At 70.4% G+C, this 19,528-nt stretch carries 18 protein-coding genes and 1 riboswitch; of the genes, 13 read left to right on the top strand and 5 right to left on the bottom strand.

What is annotated here, in order from left to right; translation table 11 throughout:
* Nucleotides 1-2: 2 nt before the first annotated feature.
* From AC1RGU_RS30135 to AC1RGU_RS30100, 8 genes are all read left to right on the top strand, one after another.
* A complete protein-coding gene (locus tag AC1RGU_RS30135; RefSeq protein ID WP_062482282.1) occupies nt 3-671 on the top strand; it encodes an amino acid ABC transporter permease in 669 nt (222 codons plus the stop codon).
* Complete coding sequence (locus AC1RGU_RS30130; protein ID WP_492700112.1) at nt 668-1,240, top strand: HutD/Ves family protein; 573 nt, start codon at nt 668-670, stop codon at nt 1,238-1,240. Before AC1RGU_RS30135 ends, AC1RGU_RS30130 begins: the two co-directional genes overlap by 4 nt.
* 19 nt (nt 1,241-1,259) lie before the next feature.
* Nucleotides 1,260-2,516, top strand: coding sequence for an imidazolonepropionase (hutI, locus tag AC1RGU_RS30125; protein ID WP_492700110.1), 1,257 nt, complete (start codon nt 1,260-1,262; stop codon nt 2,514-2,516).
* Nucleotides 2,513-3,895 (top strand): formimidoylglutamate deiminase, encoded by a 1,383-nt coding sequence (locus tag AC1RGU_RS30120; RefSeq protein ID WP_492700108.1) that lies wholly within the window; start codon nt 2,513-2,515, stop codon nt 3,893-3,895. The genes hutI and AC1RGU_RS30120 overlap by 4 nt, the downstream gene beginning before the upstream one ends.
* Before the next feature lie 6 nt (nt 3,896-3,901).
* Entirely contained in the window at nt 3,902-4,723 is an 822-nt protein-coding gene (hutG, locus tag AC1RGU_RS30115; protein WP_062482294.1) for an N-formylglutamate deformylase, read from the top strand.
* The gene (locus tag AC1RGU_RS30110; RefSeq protein WP_492700106.1) at nt 4,720-5,877 is read left to right on the top strand and encodes a histidinol-phosphate transaminase; all 1,158 of its coding nucleotides are present in this window, start codon (nt 4,720-4,722) and stop codon (nt 5,875-5,877) included. The genes hutG and AC1RGU_RS30110 overlap by 4 nt, the downstream gene beginning before the upstream one ends.
* Before the next feature lie 56 nt (nt 5,878-5,933).
* The gene (locus AC1RGU_RS30105; protein ID WP_070064057.1) at nt 5,934-6,983 is read left to right on the top strand and encodes a homocysteine S-methyltransferase family protein; all 1,050 of its coding nucleotides are present in this window, start codon (nt 5,934-5,936) and stop codon (nt 6,981-6,983) included.
* Nucleotides 6,984-7,061: 78 nt separating this feature from the next.
* Nucleotides 7,062-7,826 carry an SH3 domain-containing protein gene (locus AC1RGU_RS30100; RefSeq protein ID WP_492700104.1) on the top strand — a complete coding sequence of 255 codons (765 nt, stop codon included), beginning with the start codon at nt 7,062-7,064 and terminating at the stop codon, nt 7,824-7,826.
* Nucleotides 7,827-7,832: 6 nt separating this feature from the next.
* On the opposite strand, the gene AC1RGU_RS30095 is transcribed toward AC1RGU_RS30100, so the two are convergent.
* Entirely contained in the window at nt 7,833-8,753 is a 921-nt protein-coding gene (locus AC1RGU_RS30095) for a LysR family transcriptional regulator (RefSeq protein WP_095743149.1), read from the bottom strand.
* 101 nt (nt 8,754-8,854) lie between these two features.
* Here AC1RGU_RS30095 and AC1RGU_RS30090 point away from each other — a divergent pair, with 101 nt between their 5' ends.
* The gene (locus AC1RGU_RS30090; protein WP_062473998.1) at nt 8,855-9,292 is read left to right on the top strand and encodes a PACE efflux transporter; all 438 of its coding nucleotides are present in this window, start codon (nt 8,855-8,857) and stop codon (nt 9,290-9,292) included.
* Nucleotides 9,293-9,313: 21 nt separating this feature from the next.
* Here the strand turns inward: AC1RGU_RS30090 and AC1RGU_RS30085 are convergent, their stop codons facing one another.
* Nucleotides 9,314-10,225, bottom strand: coding sequence for a lipase secretion chaperone (locus AC1RGU_RS30085; RefSeq protein ID WP_492700102.1), 912 nt, complete (start codon nt 10,223-10,225; stop codon nt 9,314-9,316).
* Between the two features lie 11 nt (nt 10,226-10,236).
* Nucleotides 10,237-11,292, bottom strand: a complete 1,056-nt coding sequence (locus tag AC1RGU_RS30080) for an esterase/lipase family protein (protein ID WP_492700100.1) — start codon at nt 11,290-11,292, stop codon at nt 10,237-10,239.
* 132 nt (nt 11,293-11,424) lie between these two features.
* Nucleotides 11,425-11,500: riboswitch (S-adenosyl-L-homocysteine riboswitch) on the top strand.
* Between the two features lie 22 nt (nt 11,501-11,522).
* Here AC1RGU_RS30080 and metH point away from each other — a divergent pair.
* The 4 genes from metH to AC1RGU_RS30060 all read left to right on the top strand — a co-directional run bounded on the left by metH (nt 11,523) and on the right by AC1RGU_RS30060 (nt 17,553).
* The gene (gene metH, locus AC1RGU_RS30075) at nt 11,523-14,285 is read left to right on the top strand and encodes a methionine synthase (protein ID WP_492700098.1); all 2,763 of its coding nucleotides are present in this window, start codon (nt 11,523-11,525) and stop codon (nt 14,283-14,285) included.
* A 100-nt stretch (nt 14,286-14,385) separates the two neighbouring features.
* On the top strand, nt 14,386-16,143 hold the full coding sequence (locus AC1RGU_RS30070; protein WP_492700096.1) for an ArnT family glycosyltransferase: 1,758 nt from the start codon (nt 14,386-14,388) through the stop codon (nt 16,141-16,143).
* A complete protein-coding gene (locus tag AC1RGU_RS30065) occupies nt 16,140-17,129 on the top strand; it encodes a glycosyltransferase family 2 protein (protein WP_062473993.1) in 990 nt (329 codons plus the stop codon). The genes AC1RGU_RS30070 and AC1RGU_RS30065 overlap by 4 nt, the downstream gene beginning before the upstream one ends.
* Before the next feature lie 10 nt (nt 17,130-17,139).
* Entirely contained in the window at nt 17,140-17,553 is a 414-nt protein-coding gene (locus tag AC1RGU_RS30060; RefSeq protein ID WP_070063556.1) for a GtrA family protein, read from the top strand.
* Nucleotides 17,554-17,581: 28 nt separating this feature from the next.
* On the opposite strand, the gene AC1RGU_RS30055 is transcribed toward AC1RGU_RS30060, so the two are convergent.
* Together AC1RGU_RS30055 and AC1RGU_RS30050 are read right to left on the bottom strand one after the other, a co-directional pair.
* Nucleotides 17,582-18,781: an amidohydrolase family protein gene (locus AC1RGU_RS30055; protein ID WP_492700094.1), complete on the bottom strand. Its 1,200-nt coding sequence runs from the start codon at nt 18,779-18,781 to the stop codon at nt 17,582-17,584.
* Nucleotides 18,736-19,503, bottom strand: coding sequence for a TetR/AcrR family transcriptional regulator (locus tag AC1RGU_RS30050; protein ID WP_095743155.1), 768 nt, complete (start codon nt 19,501-19,503; stop codon nt 18,736-18,738). Before AC1RGU_RS30050 ends, AC1RGU_RS30055 begins: the two co-directional genes overlap by 46 nt.
* Between the last annotated feature and the right edge of the window lie 25 nt (nt 19,504-19,528).

The raw sequence follows: 19,528 nt of genomic DNA, 5'->3' as shown, positions 1-19,528 counted from the left end.
CCATGGACTTCGATTTCTCGCCCGTCTGGCAGGGCTGGCCCGACCTGCTGCGCGGCGCGCTGGTCACGGTGGAGATCACCGCCTGCGCGCTGGCCCTGGGGTGCGTGCTGGGCCTGCTGGTCGGCATTGGCCGGCTGAACCCGAAGCGGCGCTGGATCTACGGCGTGTGCACCGCCTACGTGGCGGCGATTCGCGGCACGCCGCTGCTGGTGCAGCTGTTCATCCTGTTCTTCGGCCTGCCGCACTTCGGCATCCTGCTGCCGGCCTTCGTGTGCGGCGTGCTGGGGCTCGGCGTGTACTCGGGCGCCTATGTGTCCGAGATCGTGCGCGGCGCGATCCAATCGATCGACAAGGGCCAGACCATGGCCGCGCAATCGCTGGGCATGACGCCCGGCGTGGCCATGCGCCAGATCGTGCTGCCGCAGGCCGTGGTGCGCATGATCCCGCCGCTGGGCAACGAGTTCATCGCGCTCATCAAGAACTCGGCGCTGGTGTCGCTGCTCACGATCCACGACGTGATGCACGAAGGCCAGAAGATCATCAGCGTGTCGTACCGCTCGCTCGAGGTGTACCTGGCCATCGCGCTCGTGTACTTCATGCTCACGGGCACGATGACGCTGATCCTGCGGCATTTCGAACAGAAGCTGCGCCAGGGCGGGTTGATGCGATGAGCGTGCAGCGTTTTTCGCGCGCGACCCTGCGCGCCACGCCCTGGAAGAACGGCGGCGGCACCACGCAGGAAATCGCCAGCTGGCCGCAAGGCGCGGGGCTCGACAGCTTCGGCTGGCGCGTGAGCATCGCCACCATCGCGTCGCCCGGCCCGTTCTCGGTGTTCCCGGGCATCGACCGCCAGATCATGCTGCTCGAAGGCGACGGCGTGCGCCTCTTCACGCACGACGGCCGCGTGTCGCACCGGCTCGACGTGCCGCACCGGCCCTTCGCCTTTTCGGGCGACGACCCGATCGACTGCACGCTGCTCGGCGGCGCCTCGAACGACTTCAACGTGATGGCGCGCGGCGGCCAGTGGCGTGCCGACGTGCAGGTGCTGGAACGCGCCGCCGACATCGCGCCCGCGCCGCACGGCGTGCTGCTGGCCTTGCGCGGCGAGTGGCGCTTGAATGACGGCGAGGCCCTGGGCGAAGGCGAGGGCCTGTGCTGGACCGACGCCGCGCAGGCATGGCAGGCCGCACCGGCGAGCGACGGCGCGCGGCTGGTGGCCGTGCGCTTCGTGCCGGCCTGAGCGGCCACAGAAAAAGGAGATGACGATGACACCCCCCAGCGAATTCCCCTCGGCCGACGGCCTGTGGACCGGCCTGCGCCTCGCACCCGGTGCGGCGCCCGGCCTGAGCTTGGCGCCCGACGCCGAAGCCGCCCTCGTGGTCGCGCAGGGCACGGTCCGCTGGGTCGGCGCGCGCGCCGATGTGCCCGCCGAATTCGCGGGGCTCGCGCCGCACGACGGCGGCGGCGCGCTCGTCACGCCCGGCCTCGTCGATTGCCACACGCACCTGGTCTACGGCGGCCAGCGCGCCAACGAGTTCGCGATGCGGCTCGCGGGCGCCACCTACGAAGAGGTGGCCAAGGCCGGCGGCGGCATCGTCTCGTCGGTGCGCGCCACGCGCGAGGCCGACGAGGACACGCTGTTCGCCCAGGCCGCCGCGCGCCTCGAACAGCTGCTGGCCGACGGCGTCTGCGCCATCGAGATCAAGTCGGGCTACGGCCTGGCGCTCGAACACGAGCGCAAGCAGCTGCGCGTGGCACGGCGACTGGGCGAGGCTTACGGCGTCACCGTGCGCACCACCTTCCTCGGCGCGCACGCGCTGCCGCCCGAATACGCGGGCCGCAGTGGCGACTACATCGACCTCGTCTGCAAGGAGATGCTGCCCGCGCTCGCCGCCGAAGGGCTGGTCGATGCGGTCGATGTGTTCTGCGAGCGCATCGCCTTCTCGCTCGCGGAGACCGAGCAGGTCTTCCAGGCCGCCAAGGCGCTGGGCCTGCCGGTGAAGCTGCATGCCGAGCAGCTGTCGGACATGGGCGGCGCGGCCCTGGCCGCGCGCTACGGCGCGCTGTCGTGCGACCACATCGAGCACCTGTCGGCCGACGGCATCGCGGCCATGCGCCAGTCGGGCACCGTGGCCGTGCTGCTGCCCGGCGCCTACTACACGCTGCGCGACACGCACCTGCCGCCCATCGACGCGCTACGCGCCGCGGGCGTGCCGATGGCCGTCTCGACCGACCACAACCCCGGCACCTCGCCGACGCTGAGCCTGCTGCTGATGGTCAACATGGCCTGCACGCTGTTCCGTCTCACCGTGCCCGAGGCGCTGGCCGGCGTCACCGTGCACGCCGCGCGCGCGCTGGGCCTGCAGGACACGCACGGCACCATCGCGCCCGGCATGCCCGCCAACTTCGTGCTCTGGAACCTGCACGACGCCGCCGAGCTGGCCTACTGGTTCGGCCAGCAGCCGGTGCGCGCCGTGGTGCGCCAGGGACGCATCGCCATCGGAGCCACCGAATGACACACACGCTTTTCGCAGCCGATGCGCTGCTGCCCGCAGGCTGGACGAAGAACGTCCTGCTGTCGTGGAACGACGCCGGCCGGCTCACGCAGGTGCAGGCCGGCGCGCAACCGCCAGCGGGCGCGCAGGTGGCGACCGGCCCGGTGATCCCCGGCATGCCCAACCTGCATTCGCACGCCTTCCAGCGCGCCTTCGCGGGCCTCACCGAGCACCGCGCCGAACAGCAGGACAGCTTCTGGAGCTGGCGCACGCTGATGTACCGTTTTGCCGCGCGCCTCGGCCCGCAGCACATGGAGGCCATCGCGACCTGGCTCTACGCCGAGATGCTCGAGGCGGGCTACACCAGCGTGTGCGAGTTCCAGTACGTGCACCACGACACCGACGGCCGTCCCTACGCCGACGACGCGGCGCTGAGCCGCGCGCTGCTGCGCGCCGCGCGCAACACCGGCATCGGCTTCACGCTGCTGCCCGTGCTCTACCAGACCAGCGGTTTCGGCGACCAGCCGCCCACCGAGGGGCAGCGACGCTTCATCCGCTCGACCGAATCGATGCTGCGCCTGCTCGACGCGCTCAAGCCCGACTGTGACGCGCAAGGCGCGCGCCTGGGCCTGGCGCCGCATTCGCTGCGCGCCGTGCCGCCCGAGGCGCTGCGCGAGGCGCTCGCCGGCCTGGACGCCATCGACCGCACCGCGCCGGTCCACATCCACATCGCCGAACAGACGAAGGAAGTGGACGACTGCGTGGAGTGGAGCGGCCTTCGCCCGGTCGAATGGCTGCTCGACCACGCGGCCGTCGATGCGCGCTGGTGCCTCGTGCACGCCACGCACATGAACGACGCCGAATACGAATACGCCGCCCAGAGCGGCGCGGTCGCGGGCCTGTGCCCGACCACCGAGGCCAACCTCGGCGATGGCATCTTCGACTTCGCGCGCTGGCGCAGCCACGGCGGCGCCTGGGGCGTGGGCTCCGACAGCCACGCCAGCGTCAACGCGGCCGAGGAACTGCTGATGCTCGAATACAGCCAGCGCCTGGGCCGGCGCCAGCGCAACGTCGGCGCCAGCGCGGCGCAGCCGCACGTGGCCACCGCGCTCACGCTCGAAGCGGTGCAGGGCGGGGCGCAAGCGGCGGGCCGCGCGGTCGGCGGGCTGGCCGTGGGGCAGCAGGCCGACTTCGTCGTGCTCGATGCCCATCACCTCGCGCTGCAGGGCCTGTCGGCGCCTGACATGCTCTCGGCCCACGTGTTCGCGAGCCACCGCACCTCGGCCGTCGACGCGGTCTGGGTGGCGGGCCGCCCGCGCGTCACGGCCGGGCGCCACGCGCTGCATGGCGATGCCACAGCCGCCTTCGTTGCCGCGCGCACCCAACTCCTCAAGGACTGAATTCCCATGGCCTTCACCACCACCGAACCGGCGTTCCGCTTTCGCCAGGGCACGCGCCCGCTGCTGATCTCGATGCCGCACGTCGGCACGCACGTGCCGCCCGCGCTGGCCGCCCGCTTCACCGACGAGGCGCGCCACGTGCCCGACACCGACTGGCACCTCGAGCAGCTCTACGACTTCGCCGACGCACTCGGCGCCTCGGTGCTCGTGGCCACGCACTCGCGCTACGTGGTCGACCTGAACCGTCCGCCGGACGGCGCCAGCCTGTACCCGGGCCAGAGCGTCACCGGCCTGTGCCCGGTCGACACCTTCGACGACACGCCTGTCTATGCGAAGCCCGAAGACCACCCGTCCGACGAAGAAGTTGCCGAACGCCGTGAGGCCGTCTGGCGCCCGTACCACCAGCAGCTGCAGGCCGAGCTCGATCGCCTCACGGCCGCGCACGGCACCGTCGCGCTGTGGGACGCGCACTCGATCCGCTCCGTGCTGCCGCGCTTCTTCGAAGGCAAGCTGCCCGACCTGAACCTGGGCACCGCCGACGGCAAGAGCTGCGACCCCGCGCTGGCCGCCACGCTGCGCGGCATCGCCGAATCGGCGCCGGGCTACACCGGCGTGCTCAACGGCCGCTTCAAGGGCGGCCACATCACGCGCCAGTACGGCAACCCGGCCGGCGGCGTGCACGCGGTGCAGCTGGAGATGACCCAGTCGAGCTACATGCAGGAAGCGCTGCCCTTCGACTACCTGCCGGACGTGGCCGCGGGCGTGAAGCCGCACGTGCGCCGGATGCTGGAAGCGGTGCTGGCCTTCGTCGAAGGCGGCGCCCGGTGAGCGCCGCCATCCACGCGTTCGCGCGCCCCGAGGTGCCGCCGCTGCCGCCCTACAACGCGGGGCTGTCCTCGGACGCCGTGCGCGCGCGCTACGGCGTCAGCGAGATCGCGCGGCTGGCGAGCAACGAGAACCCGTACGGCCCCAGCCCCGCGGTGGCGCGTGCGCTGGTCGACCTGGCGGCGCGCGCGGGCACCTACCCCGACGCCAACTCCACGGCGCTGCGTGCCGCCATCGCGCAGCGCACCGGTGCGCAGCCCGGCGAGGTGGTGATCGGCAACGGCTCCGAGGACATCCTGCAGATGCTGTGCCAGGCGCTGCTGTCGCCGGGCGACCGCGTGCTCACGCAGCGCCCGGCCTTCGGCCTGCACGAGATCTACCCGCGCATGATGGGCGCGCAGGTCGAGCTGCTGACGCTCACGCCGGAACTCGGCTTCGACGTCGACGCCTGGTGTGCCGCGCTTGCGCGCGGGCCCAAGGTGGTGATGCTGGCCAACCCCTCGAACCCGGTCGGCTGCATGTTCGATGCGGCCGACTTCGCGCGCCTGCTCGCCGCGGTGCCCGCGGGCACGCTGCTGGTGGTGGACGAGGCCTACTACGAATATGCGCGGCTGGCGCCCGGCTACCCCGACGTGCTCGCCCTGCTGCGCGCCTGGCAGGCGGCCGGCGAAGGCCGCGCCCCCTGGATCGTGCTGCGCACCTTCTCCAAGGCCTGGGGCCTGGCCGGCCTGCGCGTGGGCTACGGCATTGCGTCCGACGCGGCGCTGGTGCAGCTGCTCGACCGCGTGCGCACGCCCTTCAACGTGAACCTGGCGGCGCAGGCCGCGGCGCTGGCGGCCTGGGGCGACGAGGCCTTCATGGCGCAGGCGGTGGCGCGCACCGTGCAACAGCGCGAGGCGCTGGCGGCGCAGCTTCGCGCCCTGGCCGGGTCGGTCTGGCCGGGCCTGCGCATCGCGCCTTCGGCGGCCAACTTCCTGTTCGTTGACCTCGGGCGGCCCAACGCGCCGGTCAACGAGGCGTTGCTGGCGCGCGGGATCATCGTCAAGCCCTGGAAGGAGCCGGGCTTCGAGACCTTCATCCGCGTGTCGGTGGGCACCGACGCGGACAACGCGCGCTTCGTGCAGGCGCTGGCGGAGATCGCGGGCGGGCAAGGCTGACGCCGGCAAGACCCGCCTGCGCGCCGGGCCAGACCGGGGTTTTTACAATCGCGGACATGACCAAGCCCCTCATCTATACCCGCGGCCAGGCGCTGCCGGGCATCCTCGCCAACCGCATTGCCATCCTCGACGGCGCGATGGGCACGATGATCCAGCGCTTCAAGCTCACTGAAGAGCAGTACCGCGGCGAGCGCTTCAAGGACTTCGAGCGCGACGTGAAGGGCAACAACGAGCTGCTGTCGCTCACGCGCCCCGACGTCATCACCGACATCCACGAGGCCTACCTCGCGGCAGGCGCCGACCTCATCGAGACCAACACCTTCGGCGCCACCACCATCGCGCAGGAGGACTACAAGATGGCCCACCTGGCGCGCGAGATGAACCTCGAATCGGCCAAGCTGGCGCGCGCGGCCTGCGACAAGTACAGCACGCCCGACAAGCCGCGCTTCGTGGCCGGCGCCCTCGGCCCGACGCCCAAGACGGCGAGCATCAGCCCCGACGTGAACGACCCGGGCGCGCGCAACGTCGATTTCGAATCGCTGCGCGCGGCGTACTACGAGCAGACCGAAGCGCTCGTCGAAGGCGGCGCCGACGTGATCCTGGTCGAGACCATCTTCGACACGCTCAACGCCAAGGCCGCGCTGTTCGCGGTGGACGAATATTTCGACAACAGCGGCCAGCGCCTGCCGCTGATCATCAGCGGCACGGTGACCGATGCGTCGGGGCGCATCCTCAGCGGCCAGACCGTCACCGCCTTCTGGCACAGCGTGCGCCATGCGCAGCCGCTGGCCATCGGCCTGAACTGCGCGCTGGGCGCGACGCTGATGCGCCCCTACATCCAGGAACTGGCGCGCGTGGCGGGCGACACCTACATCAGCTGCTACCCGAACGCCGGCCTGCCCAACCCGATGAGCGACACCGGCTTCGACGAGACGCCCGACGTCACCTCGCGCCTGCTGCACGAGTTCGCGGCCGAGGGGCTGGTGAACATCGTGGGCGGCTGCTGCGGCACCACGCCGGACCACATCGCGGCGATCGGTGCAGCGGTGGCGCCTGCGAAGGGCCGCCTGCTGAACAGCAACGGCTTCTACAAGGAAGCCGCCTGACGCCGGGCGCCGCGCGCGCCCTCGGCTGATTGACGGCTCCCCGCCCCACGCCTACGCTGGGGCGCACAGGAGCCTCCCATGAACGCCACATCCTTCTTGCGCCGCGCTGCCTTGGGCGCGCTCGTCCTGCTGCTGCCGCTCGCGGCGTCGGCGCAGCAGGCCTTCACGCGCGGCGCGGTCAACCTGCGCGCCGGGCCCTCGGGCGACTACCCGCTGGTGGCACGGCTCGGGCCGGGTCAGCCGGTCGACGTGGTCGGCTGCACCAGCGGCTACGGCTGGTGCGACGTGGTGCTGCCCGACGGCGGGCGCGGCTGGGTCTGGGCCAGGAACCTCGACTACGCCTACCAGCAGCAGCGCGTGCCGCTGGCCACCTACGGCGCGGTCATCGGCGTGCCGATCGTGAGCTTCGTGATCGGCAGCTACTGGGCCGACTACTACCGCGACCGCCCCTGGTACGGCGACCGGCGCTGGTGGGGCCACCGGCCCCCGCCGCCACCGATCGCGGGTTGGCGTCCGCCGCCGCCCGTGCACCCGGGCTGGCAGCCGCGGCCCTGGCCGGGGCCTGGCGTGCGTCCGCCCCACGGACCCGGGGTTCGTCCACCTCATGGACCTGGGGTCCGTCCCCCGCACGGGCCGGGCATCCGGCCGCCCGTCGATCCGGGGTTCCGCCCGCCGCGCCCGCAGCCGGGCTTCCGGCCCGGGCCGCCGCCGGGCGTGTCGCATCCGCATCCGGGCGGGGGCCGGCCCGGTGGGGGCGGCGGGGGCGGAGGAGGGCGTCCGCACGGTGGGGGCGGCGGGCACGGCGGTGGAGGCGGGCACGGCCACGGCCACGGAAAGAATTGACTCGGCTCACACGGCCGGCGTTGCGATGCCGGCCGCCGCCTGCCGGTCGCGCGCGATCAGCGCCACGAAGCGCTGCGCGCCCAGGCCCAGCGGCCGTTCGCGCGACCACACCACGTCCACCCACAGGTCGAGCCCGTTGCTGAGGTTTTCGAACGGAATCTCGACCAGCGCGCCCGCCGCCACGTGCGGCCGCGCGAAGTTGCGCGGCAGCCAGCCCCAGCCCAGCCCGGCGGTGATCAGGCTCAGCGCGGCCAGCGCGTTGTCGGTGCGCCAGACATGCCGGGCGAACACGAAGCGCGGGTCGCTGGTGGCCAGGTCGCGCCCCGCGACCACGATCTGGCGCGTGTTCGTCAGGTGCTCCTCGCGCAGGCGCCCGCCGGCCGCGGCGCGCAGCACGGGGTGCTCGGGCGCCATCACGGCCACCATGGTGTCGCTGCCCACCTCCTGGAAGCCCTCGCGGCCGTCGAGGCTGGGGCGCTCGAACACCAGCGCCAGCTGCGCCCGACCGCTGTGCAGCAGCGCCAGCGCGTCGGCCTGCGGCGCGGCCAGCACCTCGACCTGCAGCAGCGGGTAGTCGTCGGCCAGCGCGGCCAGCGGCCCGCTCCAGGGCGCGGCCAGCAGTTCGGGCGCGATGGCCAGCGTGAGCCGGTCCTCCAGCCCCTGCGTGAGCGCCAGTGCCTGCACCTGCAACTGCCGCAGCTGGGCCGCGAGCAGCCGCGCCTGCGGTTCGAGCGAGCGCGCGGCCGACGTGGGCTGGGGCTCGCGGCCGCTGCGGTCGAACAGCGGCAGCGCCAGTTCGGCCTCGAGGTTGGCGATGGCCATGCTCACGGCCGACGGCACCTTGCGCAGCGCCCGTGCGGCGGCCGAGAAGGAGCCGTGGTCGATCACGGCCAGGAAGACCTCGACGTTGTCGCTGGAGAAAGCCATGGCGCCCGATCTATCAATAAAACTGAAATAAGTTAACTTTTTATATCAACAAAAAGCAAATAAAGTCCCTCCATCGCAGTCAAACACACAGAGAAACAGTCATGCAGGGCCTTCAGCGTCGGATCGTTTACATCTCCCTCTACGAGGGCATCGCCATCGTGGCGGCCAGCGCCGGCCTGGCCCTGATGTCGGACGCGGGGCTCGGCCACTCGGGCCTGCTGGCCGTGGGCGCCTCGGTCATCGCGGTGATCTGGAACCTGACCTTCAACGCCCTGTTCGAGCGCTGGGAGTCGCGCCAGGCGGTGCGCGGGCGCAGCCTGAAGCGCCGCATCGCCCACGCCATCGGCTTCGAGGGCGGCCTGATCGCCTTCCTGGTGCCGATGCTGGCCTGGGGCCTGGGCGTGTCGCTCTGGCAGGCGCTGGTGATGGACCTGGGCCTGGTGGTGTTCTTCCTGGTCTACACCTTCGTCTTCAACTGGGCCTTCGACCGCGTGTTCGGCCTGCCGGCCTCGGCCATGGGCGAAGCGCAGCCTGCGTAAGCCTGCGCTTACTTAGCCGATTCACTTCGCCGGCTTGGACGCGGCGGCCGAGCGCATCGCCAGGGCACCGCTCAGGCGCAGGCGCTCGTTCTCGTTGAAGAGCGTCTCGCGCAGCTGGGCCCGCTCGGCCTCGGGCGCGCTGGCGTAGCGGTCGAGCCGGGCGTTCCATTCCTGGGTTTCCTGGTCGAGCGTGGCCAAGCCGCGCGCCACCTCGTAGCCGTAGGCCTCGCTGCGCGCGGCAAAGCGCTCCTGGGGGCTGGCGCCGCGCGCCTGCAGCGCCTCGGTCTGGCGCATCACGTCGAGGTGGGCCACCGCCTCCTTGCGCACCTCGCGCTGCGCGGGCGACAGCCAGGCCTGCTCGCTCTGCGCCAGCGCCGCGGCGCGCTGCTCGGGCGTGAGGTCGGGGTTGGACAGCAGTTCCATCTTCTCGGCCATGAACCGGTCCTGCCGGATCTGGTCGCCGAACAAGCCTTCGATTTCCTCGGGCGCGAAGAACTGCCGGCGCACCGCCTCGCGCGCCTCCAGGCTGCGCCGCAAAAAGGCCGGGTCACCGGGCGCGGGCGGCTGCAGGGTGCGCAGGGCTTCCTGCATGTCGACGTAGCGCTCGAGCAGGCCCAGCGCGCGCACGCGCCAGTCTTCGCGCAGGCGCTGGGCGAGCAGGGCGGGCGCGCGGGCCATGAGCGTGGCCTTGCTGTCGGCCTGCGCTTCGGCGAGCACCTGGTCGAAGAGGGTGATGAGGTCGCTGGTGAGGAGGGCGTCGGGGGCCGCGGCAGCTTGCGGCACCGGCGGGGGCACGCCGGGCATCGCGACCGCCGCCGTGGCGCGGGGCGCGGCGGCCTGCGGCGCATCGACCGCCCCGGGGCCGAGCGCCAGCCAGCCGGTCCCCGCGGCCACCAGCGCGACGGCGCCGATGGTCAAGGCCACACCGCGCATGCGCAGCGTCCTCAGAGCCCCGCGCTCTTGAGTCGCGCGGCCTGTTCCCTGAACAGCTCCGGCGGCTTCTTCTCGTAGTACGGGAACTGGCTGCCGTAGGTGTTGCCGAAGGCCTGGTTCACCTCGTCCAGGTGGTTCTGGCGGTAGTCGCCCAGGTGGGTGCCCAGGCGCGTGGTGCAGACCGCGAGCAGGCCGTCGTTGGCCTCGCCGAAGAAGAACAGGCTGCCCAGGGTCGACAGCGCCGTGTCGCTCGGGTCGAACAGGTTGAAGCTGGTCGACACGCCCGACCACGAGTAGTAGCGCACGCCGTTGGCCACGGCCGCACCGCTCTTCACGTCGCACGACGAGCCCGGCGCGGGGCGCCCCTGCGGGAACTTGGCGTCGAAGGCCGCGCCGCCCGCCGTGGTCAGCGAGGCCAGCGCGTTCAGCGGCACTTCGGGCAGCTGGCTCGGGTCCTTGCCCGAGAGAAAGCCGATCAGCCCCGTCAGCAGGCCGACGGCCTTCACCACCAGGGTCTGGCCGATGCCGCCTTCGGGCAGCTTGGCCAGCAGGTCGGCCACCTTCGAGCCGCCGTTGGCGCCGCCCACCGACGTGACCGAGGCCACCATGTCGGGCGCCACGGCCGCCACGTAGCGCACCGTGGGCGAGCCCTGCGAATGGCCGATGAGGTTGAACTTGAGCGTGGGGTTCTGCTCCAGCGCGCGGATGGTCTTGAGCTCCTGCAGCAGCTGCTCGCCGCGGATCTCGGAGGTGTTGGTGCCCGACACCTGCGCCACGTACACCTTGGCGCCCGCGGCGGCCAGCCTGCCGGGGATGTCGTAGAAGTAGTCGACGCCCAGCAGGTTGTCGAAGCCCAGCAGGCCGTGGACCAGCACGATCGGGTACTTCGTCTTCGCCGTGTCGGAGGTGACGCGGGCCTCGACGCGGGTGGCGCTGTCGCCGGCGACGGCACGCGCCGGTGGCGCATGAACCGCGAGGGCCGCTGCGGCCAGGAGGCCGCAGCTCAGGGCCACGGCGCGCATCGGGGTGGCTGCATGCTGCAACCGGACATTCCACTTCCTGGCCATCGGCGAACTCCCTTACGTTTGGTTAAAAACACGAACGTTCGTTCAGAAACGGTGGGCGCATTCTGTTGACACGTGCAGGAATGAAAACTGGGGTTTTCCCAGGGCGCAATCGAATCGACCTAAAATGCGCGACTTCCCAAGGAGCGTTGCAGCGGTTCGCCACAGAGGCGAATCGTCAGGCTTGGGGCGACAACGACGCTCGCCTGTCCGACTCTTCCGCAGGTGAGGCCATGTCCCAGATTCCCGCATCCGTTTCCGCTCCCGTCGCTCCCCCTCCCATGAAGCTGTCCGGCCTCGAGCCGGTCGCCATCGGCGAAGGCTCGCTGTTCGTCAACATCGGCGAGCGCACCAACGTCACCGGCTCCAAGGCCTTCGCGCGCATGATCCTCAACGGCCAGTTCGAGGACGCCCTGGCCGTCGCGCGCCAGCAGGTGGAGAACGGCGCGCAGGTGATCGACATCAACATGGACGAGGCCATGCTCGACAGCAAGGCCGCCATGGTGCGTTTCCTGAACCTCATCGCCAGCGAGCCCGACATCGCGCGCGTGCCGGTGATGGTCGACAGCTCCAAGTGGGAGGTCATCGAGGCCGGCCTGCGCTGCATCCAGGGCAAGGGCATCGTCAACTCCATCTCCATGAAGGAGGGCGTCGACAAGTTCAAGCACGAGGCCAAGCTGGTCAAGCGCTACGGCGCCGCCGCCGTGGTCATGGCCTTCGACGAGAAGGGCCAGGCCGACACCTACGCACGCAAGATCGAGATCTGCGAGCGCGCCTACCGCGTGCTGGTCGACGAGGTGGGTTTTCCGCCCGAAGACATCATCTTCGACCCGAACATCTTCGCCATTGCCACCGGCATCGAGGAGCACGACAACTACGCGGTCGACTTCATCAACGCCGTGCGCTGGATCAAAGAGAACCTGCCCGGCGCCAAGGTGTCGGGCGGCGTGAGCAACGTGAGCTTCAGCTTCCGCGGCAACGACCCGGTGCGCGAGGCCATCCACACCGTGTTCCTGTACCACGCGATCCAGGCGGGCATGGACATGGGCATCGTCAACGCCGGCATGGTCGGCGTGTACGACGACCTCGAACCCACGCTGCGCGAGCGCGTGGAAGACGTGGTGCTCAACCGCCGCCCCGATGCCGGCGAGCGCCTGGTCGAAGTGGCCGAGACCGCCAAGAGCGGCGCCAAGGACGACAGCAAGAAGCTCGAATGGCGCGGCACGCCCGAGCACCCGGTGCACGTCAACCAGCGCCTGTCGCACGCGATGGTGCACGGCATCACCGACTTCATCGTCGAAGACACCGAAGAGGCCTATCAGCAGATCCTCGCCAAGGGCGGGCGTCCGCTGCACGTGATCGAAGGCCCGCTCATGGACGGCATGAACATCGTGGGCGACCTCTTCGGCCAGGGCAAGATGTTCCTGCCGCAGGTGGTGAAGTCGGCGCGCGTGATGAAGTCGGCCGTGGCCCACCTCATTCCGTACATCGAGGAAGAAAAGCGCCAGGACGAGGCCGCGGGCCGCGACGTGCGCACCAAGGGCAAGATCATCATCGCCACCGTGAAGGGCGACGTGCACGACATCGGCAAGAACATCGTCACCGTCGTGCTCCAGTGCAACAACTTCGAAGTGGTGAACATGGGCGTGATGGTCCCGTGCCACGAGATCCTGGCCAAGGCGAAGGTCGAGGGCGCGGACATCGTCGGCCTGTCGGGCCTCATCACGCCCAGCCTCGAAGAGATGCAGTACGTGGCCGGCGAGATGCAGAAGGACGACCACTTCCGCATCAAGAAGATCCCGCTGCTCATCGGCGGCGCCACCACCAGCCGCGTGCACACCGCCGTGAAGATCGCGCCGCACTACGAAGGCCCCGTGGTCTACGTGCCCGATGCCTCGCGCAGCGTGAGCGTGGCGCAGAGCCTGCTCTCGGACCAGGCCACCGCGTACATCGACGAGATCAACGCCGATTACGAGAAGGTGCGCACGCAGCACGCCAACAAGAAGCAGGTGCCGATGTGGCCCCTGGCCAAGGCGCGCGCCAACAAGACACCGGTGGACTTCGCGAACTTCGTGCCCACGGTGCCCAAGTTCATCGGCCGGCGCGTGTTCAAGAACTTCGACCTCACCGAGCTGGCCAAGTACATCGACTGGGGCCCGTTCTTCCAGACCTGGGACCTGGCCGGCCCGTTCCCCGCCATCCTGAAGGACGAGATCGTCGGCACCGAGGCCGTGCGCGTGTACGCCGACGGCCAGCGCATGCTCAAGCGCCTCATCGAAGGGCGCTGGCTCAGCGCCAGCGGCGTGGTCGGCTTCTGGCCCGCCAACACGGTGAACGACGACGACATCGAGCTGTACACCGACGAGACGCGCAGCGAAGTCGCGCTCACCTGGTACGGCATGCGCCAGCAGACCGAGAAGCAGATGATCGACGGCGTGATGCGCCCCAGCCGCTGCCTGGCCGACTTCGTCGCGCCCAAGGACAGCGGCGTGAAGGACTACGTCGGCGTGTTCGCCGTCACGGCCGGCCTGGGTGTCGAGAAGAAAGAGAAGTTCTTCATCGACGACCTCGACGACTACTCGGCCATCATGCTCAAGGCCCTGGCCGACCGGCTGGCCGAGGCTTTTGCCGAAGCCATGCACCACCGCGTGCGCACCGACCTGTGGGGCTACGCGCCCCACGAGGGCCTGAGCAACGACGACATGATTGCCGAAAAGTACCGCGGCATCCGCCCCGCGCCCGGCTACCCGGCCTGCCCCGACCACAGCGTGAAGGGCCCGATGTTCGACCTTCTGAACTGCGCGGACATTGGCATGACCCTGACGGAGAGCCTCGCTATGAGGCCCGCCGCCAGCGTGAGCGGCTTCTACCTCGGGCACCCCGATGCGACGTACTTCAACGTCGGCAAGATCGGGCACGACCAGTTGCAGGACCAGGCCGCGCGGCGCCGCACGAGCGAATCGGAGCTCGAGCGCCTGCTGGCGCCGAACCTTTGAACCTGCCGGCCGGTCGGCGCGACCGGAGTGACCGGCCACGGGAGTTGATATTCAGAAGCTGATCTTTGCCGCCGCGCACTACGCCCAGTTCGCGATCTTCGTGATTGCCTGCTGGGGTGCCGGCCGCGCGGTGCTCGCGCGCCTGCGCCCGCCCTCGCGCCGCGACGCCTGGCTCGAAGCGGCCATGTCGGCCGCGCTCGGTGTCGGCCTTTACATCTGTGCCTTCCAGGCGCTGGCCATCTTCGGGCTCTTCCGCCGCGAGGCCACGCTGGGGCTGATCGGCGCGGGCGTCGTGGCCGCCGCGTGGCAGTGGCGCGGCTGGCATGCCGACATCCGTGCGCTGCGCGCGGCCGCGCCGGCCACGCCGCCGTGGACCCGCTTCGAACGCATCGCCGCCATCGCGCTGGCGCTGGTCGCACTGCCCGCGCTGGTGGCGCCGCTCGCGCCGCCGGCCGCCTTCGACGAGCTGATGTACCACCTGCCGTATGCACGCCTCGTGGCGCAGCAGGGCACGCTGGGCATCCACGACTGGCTGCGCTACCCCTGGTTCCCCTACAACTACAACCTGCTGTACGCCGCCGCGCTGCAGGTGGGCGACGACGTGCTGCCGCACTTCCTCAACGCCCTGGCGGGCGCGCTGTCGGTGCTGATGATCTTCCGCCTGGGCATCCTGCACGCCAACCGGCTCACGGCCTGCATCGGCGCGGCCATCTGGCTGGGCATGGGCGACTACGCCAACGCGCTGATCGACATGGGCGTGGCGCTGTTCGTGCTGTCGGCCTTCGTGGCGCTGTGGTGGTGGCGCGAATCCGAACCGCTGCGCGACGGCACGCGCTGGCTCTGCCTGGCGGCGTTCTGCCTCGGCGTGGCGGCGGGCTCCAAGTACCAGGCGCTGATCTTCCTGCCGCTGGTGGCGCTGTTCGTGGTGCGCCACGAGCGCCGCGTGTGGCGGGCCTGGGCGCCCGCGCTGCTGTGCTTCCTGATTCCGTGCATCTACTGGTATGCGCGCAACGCGATCATGACGGGCGACCCCTTCAACCCGATCGGCGCGCGCGTGTTCGGCTTCACCGAATGGGTGCCGGCCGACTACGTGCAGCAGGTGGCCGACGTGCGCGACCACGCCGAGATGCCCAACGCGCTGATCTGGTCGGTGTTCCTCGCGCCCTTCAGCGTGTGGTGGAAGCGCTCCGCCGCCGTGCGCGCGGCGGGCTGGTTCTGCCTGTACTCGGTGGCCGTATGGGTCGTGACCTCGCGCTACCCGCGCTACCTCATGGCCTCGTTCCCGCTGCTCGCCATGACGGCGGCCGTGGGCTGGCAGGTGCTGTTCGGCTGGATCGCAGCGGGCGTGCGCCGGCTGCGCGCAGCGCCCGCGGCGGTCGCAGCCGACGGTCCGCGCAGCGGCGCCGGCGTTGGCGACTGGATCGTGGTGCTGCTGCTGGCCGTGCTGGCCGCCGTGTCGGTGGGCCAGACGGCCACCAAGGTGTCGATGATCTCGCTCACGCCCGAGTCGCGCGAGGCCTTCCTGCGCAAGCACGTGCCGGGCTACGGCGTGATGGATTACGTGCGCCGCAACGTGACCGGCCGCGTCTACCAGATCGCGCTGAACGAGGCGATCTACTACGGCCCCAACCCGATCTGGGGCGACACGCTGGGGCGCTGGCGCTACCGTGACTACCTGCTGATGTCGCCCGGCGACACGGCGCGCAAGCTGGCGGCCGAGGGCTTCACCACCGTCGTCATGTCGCCCGAGATGGTGAAAGTGCTCAGCGTGCGGCCCGGCTTCGACCAGTACTATGGCCTGCTGCACGACCAAGACGGCAGCCGCGCCTACCGACTCCTTCCGACGACCGCTCCATGACGACCGACCACCGACCCGCCCCCGTGTCCGCCATGCCGCGCATTGCCGCCGTCATTCCCTGCTTCAACGAGGCCCTGGCCATCACCCAGGTGATCGAGGGCTTCCGTGCCGCCCTGCCCGGCGCCGAGATCCACGTCTTCGACAACAACTCCACCGACGACACGGCCGCCGTGGCCCGCGCGGCCGGCGCGATCGTCACGCACGTGGCCGCGCGCGGCAAGGGCAACGTCGTGCGGCGCATGTTCGCCGACGTCGAGGCCGACATCTACGTGATGGTCGACGGCGACGCCACCTACGACACCACCGCCGCGCCGCGCCTCATCGCGCGGCTGGTCGAGGGCAACCTCGACATGGTGGTGGGCAGCCGCGTGGACGACGGCCAGGACGCGCTCACCTACCGCGCCGGCCACCGCTTCGGCAACTGGCTGCTCACGGGCACCGTGGCGCAGCTCTTCGGCGGCGGCCTCACCGACATGCTCTCGGGCTACCGCGTGTTCTCGCGCCGCTACGCCAAGTCGTTCCCGGCGCTGTCGCAGGGCTTCGAGATCGAGACCGAGCTGACCGTGCACGCGCTCGAACTGCGCATGCCCTACGCCGAGGAAGCCACCGCCTACAGCACGCGCCCCGAAGGCTCGCACAGCAAGCTCTCGACCTACCGCGACGGCTGGCGCATCCTGAAGACCATCGGCAAGCTGTTCGTGAGCGAGCGGCCGCTGCAGTTCTTCTCGATCGTCGCGGCCGTGCTCGCGATCGCTGCGCTCGCGCTGGCCCTGCCGCTGTTCATGACCTACGCCCACACCGGCCTGGTGCCGCGGCTGCCCACGGCGGTGCTCGCCACCGGCGCGATGCTGGCGGCGCTGCTGTCCTTTGTCTGCGGCGTGGTGATGCACACCGTCACGCTCGGCCGGCAGGAGGCCAAGCGGCTGCGCTACCTGGCGCAACCCTGCGTGCGCGAGAGCTTGCGCAAGAGCCTGCGCGCGCACTGACGGCGGCGCGATGAAGATCGGGCGCGAGTTCCTCTCGTTCGCCGTGGCCGGCGTGATCGGCTTCGTGGTGGACGTGACGGTGCTCTACCTGCTGGCGCCGCTCTTGGGGTGGTACGGCGCGCGCGTCGTGTCCTTCCTGGCCGCCGCCACCACCACCTGGCTCTACAACCGCCGCTACACCTTCGCGGCGAGCGCGGCCGGCGCCGCCACGGGGCGTTCGGTCTGGCGCGAATACTTGGGCTACCTCACGACCATGCTGGCCGGCGCCGTGCTGAACTACGGCACCTACGTGCTCACGCTGCACTGGGTGGAAGGCCGCTGGGCCGCCGCGCTCGGCGTGGCGCTGGGCAGCATCGCGGGCCTGGGCGCCAACTTTCTCTCGGCGCGCTACCTGGTCTTCCGCTCGCACCGCAGCGGCGGCTGAGGCCGCCACCGGGCGCGTTCAAGCGCGCTCAGTGCCCGCCCGACACCACCACCGGGATCTCGGTGGCCGGCGGCGTGTTGCGGCTGCGGCCGCAGCGCACGAGGCCGTCGATCATCACCATGCCCACGCCCGGGATGTCGCCCAGCTGCACGCTTTCGAGCAGGCCCGGCGCGGGCGAATGCTGGGCGCGGTCCATGAACACGAAGTCGGCCGCGCGGCCCACTTCGATCAGCCCGCAGTTGAGCTTGCGGATCTTCGCCGTGTTGCCGGTCGCGAAGCAGAACACCAGTTCGGCCGGGATGTTCGCGATCGACGACAGCATCGCCACCATGCGCAGGATGCCCAGCGGCTGCACGCCCGAACCCGCGGGCCCGTCGGTGCCCAGGATCACGCGGTGCGGGCACTTCAGTTCGAGCGCGGCCTTGGCCGCCGCAATGGCGACCTTCTCGTTGCCGTTGTGCACGATCTCGATGGCGCGCGAGCTCTTCTCGCACAGCTCGCACACATGCGCCTCGGGCAGCGAGGTGTGGCCGCCGTTGATGTGGCCGATGATGTCGGCGTCGGCTTCGAGCACCACGTCCTTGTCGATCAGGCCCGAGCCCGGGATCGACGGGCCGCCCGTGTGGATCGTGCTCTGGATGCCGTACTTGCGCGCCCAGGCCACCATCTCCTTGGCTTCGTAGCCGGCCTTCACCGAGCCCAGGCCCACTTCGCCCAAGAGGCCCACGCCGGCTTCGGCGAGTTCCTTGAAGTCGCTCTCGACCATGCCCTTTTCGATCACCGGTGCGCCGGCGAGCACCTTCACGCCGCCGGGGCGGAAGTTGTCGAAGGCGCGCTGCGCGGTGATGGCCAGCGCCTTCAGGCCGACGATGTCCTTCGGACGGCCGGGCAGGTGCACTTCGCCGGCCGAGACCATGGTGGTCACGCCGCCGTGCATGGTGGAGTCGATCCAGCCGATCTGGCCCTGGCGCGGCGTCCAGTCGCCGAACACCGGGTGCACGTGGCTGTCGATGAGGCCGGGTGCGACGCAGGTCTTCTTCGCGTCGATGACGGTGACGGCGCCTTCGAGGTCGCAGTCCTTCTCCTTGCCGACCGCCACGATCAGGCCGTCGTTCACCACGAGGGTGTCGGCGTCGAGGATGGGCTTGTCGATGTCGCCCGAGAGCAGCAGCCCGATGTTCTTTATGACGACCTTGCCCGACTTTGCGCCGGCTGCGATTTCTGCCATTTCGTGGTGTCCTCGTCGTGGGGTGGGGAGTTGTTGTCTTGTTCCTGGATGTCGTCCGCGCGCACGGTGCGCAGCAGGGTCTCGATGACGAAATCTTCCCAGTGCGCGACGGCTTCCGGCGACTCCAGCGGCTCGCCGAGGAAGGCCGTGAGCGTGTGCCGGTTCGAGGTGTAGAAATAGCCGGTGGACGCGATCAGCAGGTAGATGTCGCGCGCCACGAGGTCGGTGCGGAACAGGCCCTGGGCCGCGCCGCTGGCAAGGATTTCCGAAATGATGGCCACCGCCCGCGACGAGTACTCGCGCGCCCGCAGCGACTTCGAGATGTGCCGGCCCTTGTGCAGGTTCTCGGTGTTCAGCAGGGTGACGAACTCGGGGTTCTTGCGGTAGTAGCCCAGCACGAAGCGGATGACTTCGGTGAGCGCTTCCACGGGCCGCGAGGCGTCGAGCGCAATGGCGGCTTCGGCGTCGTCCATGCGCTGGTAGATGCCCTCAAGCACCGCGATGAACAGGCCTTCTTTGCTGCCGAAGTAGTAGTAGATCATCCGGTCGTACGACTTGGCGGCCTTGGAGATCTTCTCCACGCTGCCGCCGTCGTAGCCGTACTTGGCGAACACCTTGGTCGCCGCCTTGAGGATGCTGTCGCGCGTGGCCTGGGCCGCGGCCTCGCGCACGCCGGTGCGGCGCTGGGGCTTGGGCTTGCTGACGGAGCGGGAGTCGGCCATCGTGCGCGCAGCGCCTCTGTGTCGG

The organism is Variovorax sp. GW823-FHT02B07 (assembly GCF_058797695.1).
The sequence above is the reverse complement of the archived record's forward strand: the minus strand, read 5'-3'. Positions and strand labels throughout refer to the sequence as shown.

What these genes read in the sequence shown, in the direction of transcription:
- AC1RGU_RS30060 (WP_070063556.1), top strand. Translation starts at nt 17,140, where the DNA reads ATGAAGATCGGGCGCGAGTTCCTCTCGTTCGCCGTGGCCGGCGTGATC.
- AC1RGU_RS30055 (WP_492700094.1), bottom strand. Translation starts at nt 18,781, where the DNA reads ATGGCAGAAATCGCAGCCGGCGCAAAGTCGGGCAAGGTCGTCATAAAG.
- hutI (WP_492700110.1), top strand. Translation starts at nt 1,260, where the DNA reads ATGACGATGACACCCCCCAGCGAATTCCCCTCGGCCGACGGCCTGTGG.
- metH (WP_492700098.1), top strand. Translation starts at nt 11,523, where the DNA reads ATGTCCCAGATTCCCGCATCCGTTTCCGCTCCCGTCGCTCCCCCTCCC.
- AC1RGU_RS30085 (WP_492700102.1), bottom strand. Translation starts at nt 10,225, where the DNA reads ATGCGCGGTGTGGCCTTGACCATCGGCGCCGTCGCGCTGGTGGCCGCG.
- hutG (WP_062482294.1), top strand. Translation starts at nt 3,902, where the DNA reads ATGGCCTTCACCACCACCGAACCGGCGTTCCGCTTTCGCCAGGGCACG.
- AC1RGU_RS30130 (WP_492700112.1), top strand. Translation starts at nt 668, where the DNA reads ATGAGCGTGCAGCGTTTTTCGCGCGCGACCCTGCGCGCCACGCCCTGG.
- AC1RGU_RS30095 (WP_095743149.1), bottom strand. Translation starts at nt 8,753, where the DNA reads ATGGCTTTCTCCAGCGACAACGTCGAGGTCTTCCTGGCCGTGATCGAC.
- AC1RGU_RS30065 (WP_062473993.1), top strand. Translation starts at nt 16,140, where the DNA reads ATGACGACCGACCACCGACCCGCCCCCGTGTCCGCCATGCCGCGCATT.
- AC1RGU_RS30120 (WP_492700108.1), top strand. Translation starts at nt 2,513, where the DNA reads ATGACACACACGCTTTTCGCAGCCGATGCGCTGCTGCCCGCAGGCTGG.
- AC1RGU_RS30100 (WP_492700104.1), top strand. Translation starts at nt 7,062, where the DNA reads ATGAACGCCACATCCTTCTTGCGCCGCGCTGCCTTGGGCGCGCTCGTC.
- AC1RGU_RS30105 (WP_070064057.1), top strand. Translation starts at nt 5,934, where the DNA reads ATGACCAAGCCCCTCATCTATACCCGCGGCCAGGCGCTGCCGGGCATC.
- AC1RGU_RS30090 (WP_062473998.1), top strand. Translation starts at nt 8,855, where the DNA reads ATGCAGGGCCTTCAGCGTCGGATCGTTTACATCTCCCTCTACGAGGGC.
- AC1RGU_RS30080 (WP_492700100.1), bottom strand. Translation starts at nt 11,292, where the DNA reads ATGGCCAGGAAGTGGAATGTCCGGTTGCAGCATGCAGCCACCCCGATG.
- AC1RGU_RS30050 (WP_095743155.1), bottom strand. Translation starts at nt 19,503, where the DNA reads ATGGCCGACTCCCGCTCCGTCAGCAAGCCCAAGCCCCAGCGCCGCACC.
- AC1RGU_RS30135 (WP_062482282.1), top strand. Translation starts at nt 3, where the DNA reads ATGGACTTCGATTTCTCGCCCGTCTGGCAGGGCTGGCCCGACCTGCTG.